Source organism: Nocardia sp. NPDC055029 (genome assembly GCF_053608525.1).
Genome location: NZ_JBSGVQ010000030.1, coordinates 88,411 through 94,667 on the forward strand (window position 1 = coordinate 88,411; position 6,257 = coordinate 94,667).

Annotated in this window: 5 protein-coding genes; 4 read left to right on the top strand and 1 reads right to left on the bottom strand. The window is 69.7% G+C overall.

Features of this window, described 5'->3' with window-relative positions; all coding sequences use genetic code 11:
- Positions 1–22: 22 nt before the first annotated feature.
- Genes ACWF9G_RS23975 through gatB form a run of 3 tightly spaced genes read left to right on the top strand, consistent with a single transcriptional unit; the run spans position 23 to position 4,015 of the window.
- Positions 23–1,057, top strand: coding sequence for an ATP-dependent 6-phosphofructokinase (locus tag ACWF9G_RS23975; protein ID WP_379310372.1), 1,035 nt, complete (start codon positions 23–25; stop codon positions 1,055–1,057).
- A 45-nt stretch (positions 1,058–1,102) separates the two neighbouring features.
- The gene (locus tag ACWF9G_RS23980; protein ID WP_452518024.1) at positions 1,103–2,476 is read left to right on the top strand and encodes an alpha/beta hydrolase family protein; all 1,374 of its coding nucleotides are present in this window, start codon (positions 1,103–1,105) and stop codon (positions 2,474–2,476) included.
- Positions 2,477–2,497: 21 nt separating this feature from the next.
- The gene (gene gatB / locus ACWF9G_RS23985; RefSeq protein ID WP_452518025.1) at positions 2,498–4,015 is read left to right on the top strand and encodes an Asp-tRNA(Asn)/Glu-tRNA(Gln) amidotransferase subunit GatB; all 1,518 of its coding nucleotides are present in this window, start codon (positions 2,498–2,500) and stop codon (positions 4,013–4,015) included.
- A gap of 105 nt (positions 4,016–4,120) precedes the next feature.
- On the opposite strand, the gene ACWF9G_RS23990 is transcribed toward gatB, so the two are convergent.
- Entirely contained in the window at positions 4,121–5,245 is a 1,125-nt protein-coding gene (locus ACWF9G_RS23990; RefSeq protein WP_452518026.1) for a PQQ-dependent sugar dehydrogenase, read from the bottom strand.
- A gap of 91 nt (positions 5,246–5,336) precedes the next feature.
- Here ACWF9G_RS23990 and ACWF9G_RS23995 point away from each other — a divergent pair, with 91 nt between their 5' ends.
- Positions 5,337–6,188: a DoxX family protein gene (locus tag ACWF9G_RS23995; RefSeq protein WP_379310377.1), complete on the top strand. Its 852-nt coding sequence runs from the start codon at positions 5,337–5,339 to the stop codon at positions 6,186–6,188.
- The last annotated feature ends 69 nt before the right edge of the window (positions 6,189–6,257 follow it).

The following is a 6,257-nucleotide window of genomic DNA, read 5'->3' on the forward strand; positions in this document are numbered from 1 at the left end:
CCGGTGCGGCAAGATGAACGCCATGCGCATCGGAGTCTTGACCGGAGGCGGAGACTGTCCAGGCCTGAACGCGGTGATCCGGGCTGTCGTCCGCACCGCGAACGGCCGCTACGGCGACGCGATCGTCGGGTTCGAGGACGGCTGGCGCGGCCTGCTAGAAGACCGCAAGATCCGCATCCTCAACGACGATCGCACCGACCGGCTGCTCACCAAGGGCGGCACCATGCTCGGCACCGCGCGCACCAATCCCGACATGCTGCTCGCCGGGCTCGGCCGGATCAAGCAGACCCTCGACGACAACGGCATCGAAGCATTGATCCCGATCGGCGGCGAGGGCACGCTGACCGCGGCGAGCTGGCTCGCCGACGAGGGCGTTCCGGTGGTCGGCGTGCCCAAGACCATCGACAACGACATCGACTGCACCGACGTCACGTTCGGCCACGACACCGCCCTCTCGATCGCCACCGAGGCCATCGACCGTCTGCACACCACCGCCGAATCCCATCAGCGGGTGATGCTGGTCGAGGTGATGGGCCGCCACGCGGGCTGGATCGCGCTGAACTCCGGCATCGCCGCGGGTGCGCACCTGACCCTGGTGCCCGAGGAGCCGTTCGACGTGGCGCAGGTGTGCGCGCTGATCAAGAGCCGCTTCCAGCGCGGCGACAAGCACTTCATCTGCGTGGTCGCCGAAGGCGCGCATCCCGCACCCGATTCCGGCTTCGCGCTGCGGGAGGGCGGGATCGACGAGTTCGGCCACGAGCGGTTCACCGGTGTCGCCCAGCAGCTGGGTTCGGAGATCGAACGCCGGATCGGCAAGGAAGTCCGCACCACCGTGCTCGGCCACGTGCAGCGCGGCGGCAGCCCGACACCGTACGACCGCATCCTGGCGACCCGGTTCGGCGTGCACGCGGCGGAGGCGGTGCACGCGGGTCACTTCGGGCAGATGGTCGCCCTGCACGGCACGAACATCGGGCTCGTGCCGCTGTCGGAAGCCACCAAGCAGCTCAAGCGGGTTCCCGCCGAGCGGCTCAGCGAGGCACAAGCCTTCTTCGGCTGAGCGCTGCGTCCTCGACTTTTCGGTGCGCGTCGGTACCGTTTCCGTATGCGCACCGGTCGAGTGATCGTTTCGGTTCTGTTCGTCGTCGCCGCGCTGGTGACGGGCTGTTCCTCGGACGAGGAAGCGGGGCCCGCGATCCAGGGGCCATGGCACGGTGACATCGAGGTGCCCGGTCAGCCGATTTCGATCGGGGTGACCTTCGCCGAGAACGATTCGGCCACCATCGACATCCCGGTGCAGGGTGTGCGGGCCGCGCCGTTGAAAGATGTGCGCACCGAACCCGATCGGGTCGAGTTCACGATTCCCGACGTGCCGGGCGACCCCGGGTTCCGCGGCAAACTCGACGGCGAGCAGATCACCGGTGACTGGGTGCAGTCCGGCCAGACGACGCCGCTGGTGCTGCGCCGCGGCCAGGTCGAGAATCTCACCAGGCCGCAGGACCCGAAACCGCCGTACCCGTATCGCAGTGAGGACGTCACCTACCGCAACGGTGACATCACCATCGCGGGCACCCTCACCGAACCCGAAGGCACCGGCCCGTTCCCGGCGATGCTGCTGATCACCGGCAGCGGCCCGCAGGACCGCAACGAAGACCTGATGGGCCACCGCCCGTTCCTGCTGCTGGCCGACACCTTCACCCGCGCCGGCTACGCCGTGCTGCGCACCGACGACCGCGGCGTCGGCGGCACCAGCGGAAAACTCGACGATGCCACCTATGCCGACCTCGCCGGCGACGCGGCCGCCGGTGTCGCGTTCCTGCGCGAACGCCCCGAGATCGACCCGGCGAAGGTCGGGCTGTTCGGGCACAGCGAGGGTGGCTACCTCGCCCCGCTGGTCGCCGCCCGGCCCGACAGCAACGTCGCGTTCGCGGTGCTCATGGCCGGTCCCTCGGTGGTCGGCGCCGATGTGCTGATCGAGCAGAACAAGGTCATCCTGGCCGCGGCGGGCGAACCGCAGGACAAGATCGACGAGCAGGTCGACTACCTCACCCAGTGGTCGGCGCTGCTGCGCTCCGGCGACATCGACGGCGCCAAGGCCTTCGCCCAGCAACACAACGATTCGCTGCCCGCCGAGGAACGCGCGTCGCAGGAGGCCATCGATTCCTTCAACACCCCGTACATGACCTCGTTCCTCACCTACGACCCGAAACCGGCACTGGAAGCGCTGCGGATCCCCGTGCTCGCCTTCTTCGGCGACAAGGACCAGCAGGTCCTGGTGTCCCAGAACGAAGCGCCGATGCGGGCCAACCTGGCGGGCGACCCGGACGCGACCGTGTACACCTTTCCCGGCCTCAACCACCTGATGCAGCCCACCGAGACCGGCAAACCCAGCGAATACGCCACCATCGAGACCACCATCGACCCGGCCGTGCTGACCTACGTCACCGACTGGCTCACCCAGCACATCCCGCCCCGTTAGGGCTTACATAGACTGGTCGCCATGAGCGCACCCACGGTCGAGTTGATGGATTACGCCGATGTCATCTCCCGGTACGAGCCGGTGCTCGGCATGGAGGTCCACGTCGAGTTGTCCACGGCGACCAAGATGTTCTGCGGTTGCCCCACCGAGTTCGGCGCCGAACCCAATACCCAGGTGTGCCCGGTGTGCCTCGGCCTCCCCGGCTCGCTGCCCGTGGTCAACGAGAAGGCCGTCGAGTCGGCCATCCGGATCGGTCTCGCGCTGAACTGTTCGATCACCCCGTGGGGCCGGTTCGCGCGCAAGAACTACTTCTACCCCGATCAGCCGAAGAACTACCAGATCAGCCAGTACGACGAGCCGATCGCGACCGAGGGCTACCTCGACGTCGTCCTCGACGACGGCTCCACCTTCCGGGTGGCGATCGAGCGCGCGCACATGGAGGAGGACACCGGCAAGTCGCTGCACGTCGGCGGCGCGACCGGTCGTATCCACGGCGCCAGCCACTCGCTGCTCGACTTCAACCGGGCGGGCGTGCCGCTGATCGAGATCGTCACCAAGCCGATCACCGGCGCCGGTGAGCGCGCGCCCGAGGTGGCCCGCGCCTATGTCACCGCGCTGCGCGAGGTGCTGCGCTCGCTGCACGTCTCCGACGTGAAGATGGAGCAGGGCTCGCTGCGCTGCGACGCCAACGTCTCGCTGATGCCGGTGGGCGCCAAGGAATTCGGTACCCGCACCGAGACCAAGAACGTGAACTCGCTCAAGAGCGTCGAGGTCGCGGTGCGCTACGAGATGCGCCGCCAGGCCGCCGTGCTCACCGACGGCGGCGAGATCGTCCAGGAGACCCGCCACTTCAACGAGGCCGACGGGTCGACCTCCGCGGGCCGCCGCAAGGAGACCGCCGAGGACTACCGCTACTTCCCCGAGCCGGACCTCGAGCCGGTCGCCCCGGACGCCGACTGGGTCGACGAGCTGCGCGCCACCATCCCCGAGTACCCGTGGCTGGTCCGCGCGCGCATCCAGGCAGAGTGGGGTCTGTCCGACGAGGTCATGCGCGACCTGGTGAACGCGGGCGCGCTCGATCTGATCATCGCCACCGTCGAGGCGGGCGCCCCCGCCAACGAGGCGCGCTCCTGGTGGGTCGCCTACCTGACCGAGAAGGCCAAGGAGCGCGAGGTCGCCCTCGCCGACCTGCCGATCACCCCCGCTCAGGTGGCCGAGGTCATCAAGCTGGTCGAGGCCAAGACCGTCAACAACAAGGTCGCCAAGCAGGTCGTCGACTTCGTCCTCGCGGGCGAGGGCGAGCCCGCCGCGATCGTCGAGGCCAAGGGCCTTGGCATGGTCAGCGACGACACCGCCCTGCAGGCCGAGGTCGAGAAGGCCCTCGCCGCCAACCCCGACATCGCCGAGAAGATCCGCTCCGGCAAGGTCCAGGCCGCGGGCAAGATCGTCGGCGACGTCATGAAGGCCACCCGTGGCCAGGCCGACGCGGCCAAGGTCCGCGAACTCGTCCTCGCAGCGACCGCCTCTCCGAGTACTTAGGCCAGACTCAGGCGGCACTTCGCCCCGTCGGCGGCCGACGGAGGCGAAGTGGCTGGTTTCGCCCGTACCCGGTGAGTTACCCATGTACGTGCGAGACCAGTACTCCTAGTCCGGGCCTCCTGCGCCGCCCTGCGGGGGTGGGATGCGCACGACGCGGTCGTCGAATTCGCCCGGTTCGCCGTCGGTCTTGTTCGTCGTGGTCACCCACACGCTGCCGTCGGCGCTGGCCGAGGCGCCCAGGAGCCTGCCGTACTTGTCCTGGGCGATCAGGGTCGGCGCGGTGGTGACGGCGAAGGTGTTGGGGTCGGCGCCGACCGCGGCCAGTGCCTTGCCCTCGCCGAGGGCGACGGCGACGCCGTCACCGGTGGCGGTGCAGCCGCCGACGCCGGGACGATCGGGCCAGGTCCAGGAGACGGTCAGCGTGCCGTCGGTGCCGAGGTGCTGGAGCCGGTCCTCGGCGGCGGTGCGGTCGGTGACCCACATGCCGTCCTTGCCGTCGCGGCACAGGTCACCGGCCGAACCGATGCCGGCGGCGACGACCTGCGGAATGTTGGCGCCCGAGGACGGTGACTCCAGGCGCAGCACCTTGCCGCCGAGCGAACCGGGATCTGCTGCCGCGCCGGGGTTTCCGGCATCGCCGGTGAGCACCAGCAGCTGGGTCGGCGTCGCCCATTCGATGGCGCCGCGATTCCCGGTGGCGCCTTTGGGGATTCCGGTGAGGATCTCCTTGGGCGCGCCGCCGTTCCTGGACAGCCGGACCACCCGGTTGTCGCTGCCGGTGGTGATGTAGGCGTACATCAGCCCGTCCTCGCCGAACGTGGGGGACAGCGCGATGTCGGAGATGCCGCCGTCACCGGAACCGTCGACCGCCACGCTCGCGACCTCCACCGGCGCCGGCTGCGGCGTGCTCGCGTCGACCGGGGTCACCTGCAGGATGCGCCCGGTGCGCCGCTCGGCCACCAGCGCGCCGTCGCCGACCGGGATCAGCCCGGCCGCCGAGTCCAGGCAGGTGGCGATGACGTTCGGATCGGGGTCGATACACGGGCCGGTCGGCCGCGGCACCTGCGACGGCGAATCCTGTGGCTTCTTCGGCTCCACGTTGGACCCGCCCAGCGACGGCTCGGTGGTGAACGGGCTCGACGCCGACTCGTCGAACCGGGCGCACCCGGCGACCAAGACGGTGCCCAGTGCCAACCCGACTGCCACGCGGCCCGCGAATACCGAACTCATGCCAGAGACGTTACCGGCAGTCGAGCGGGCCTGACACGCCTGATCCAGGGAAGACCGGCACACCGCGACGGCACGTCATAAGGTGACACCCGTGAGCGAGAAGTCGAATGACACACCGCAGGCCGACGGGTCGTCGCAGACCGGACCGGCCGCGTCGTCGGCGGGTCGCCCGGTGACCAGCCCCTACGATTCGCCGACGACACAGATGCCGAAACCGGATCTGCACAAGGATATTCCGCGCACCGACGAGGACCTCGGTCTCGACCCCGGCGAGGACGAGGTGCCCACCGCGAGCGCGGCCCACACGGCGGGCGGGAGCGATGACGGCTACGGCTACGCCTCGATCCCACCCGCGGCCGCGGCCTCGGCGGGCACGGTGCGCCTGCAGCGCCGCAACCGGGAACCCCGCCGCGGCACCCTCGACCTCGGCCTGTTCGTGCTGCGCCTGGTGGTCGGCTACACCTTCATCTACCACGGCCTGCAGAAGCTGACCGGCTGGTTCCACGGCCCCGGCCTCGACGGCACCAAGACCATGATGGAAAGCGGCGGCTGGGACTACCCGTCGCTGTCGACGGCCCTGGTGATCGCCGGCGAATTGGGCGGCGGCATCCTGCTCGTCCTCGGCCTGGCCACCCCGCTCGCCGCGGGCGCCGTGCTCGCCACGATCCTGAACGCGTGGATGTTCAAGCAGGGCTTGGTCCCCGGCTTCCAGTACAACGCCTCGACCCCCACCGGCGTCGAGCTCGACTCCATCCTGGTCGGCGCGTCCCTCGCGATCATCCTCACCGGCCCCGGCCGCTGGTCCTTCGACCGCGCCCGCGGCTGGGCCACCCGCCCCGCCTGGGGCTCGGGCGCCGTGGTCCTGCTCGCCGTCGCCACCGCGATCGCCACCTACTGGTTCCTCCACGGCGGCAACCCACTGACGGGCGTCGGCCCGTTCTGATCTGCTTCTCCGCGTCTTCAGGCCAGACTGATCCAGAAAGGCGGCGTCTCCCCGAAGCTTCGGGGAGAC

Excerpts from the sequence above, each read along its gene's own strand:
- ACWF9G_RS23975 (WP_379310372.1), top strand. The coding sequence starts at position 23 with ATGCGCATCGGAGTCTTGACCGGAGGCGGAGACTGTCCAGGCCTGAAC.
- ACWF9G_RS23980 (WP_452518024.1), top strand. The coding sequence starts at position 1,103 with ATGCGCACCGGTCGAGTGATCGTTTCGGTTCTGTTCGTCGTCGCCGCG.
- gatB (WP_452518025.1), top strand. The coding sequence starts at position 2,498 with ATGAGCGCACCCACGGTCGAGTTGATGGATTACGCCGATGTCATCTCC.
- ACWF9G_RS23990 (WP_452518026.1), bottom strand. The coding sequence starts at position 5,245 with ATGAGTTCGGTATTCGCGGGCCGCGTGGCAGTCGGGTTGGCACTGGGC.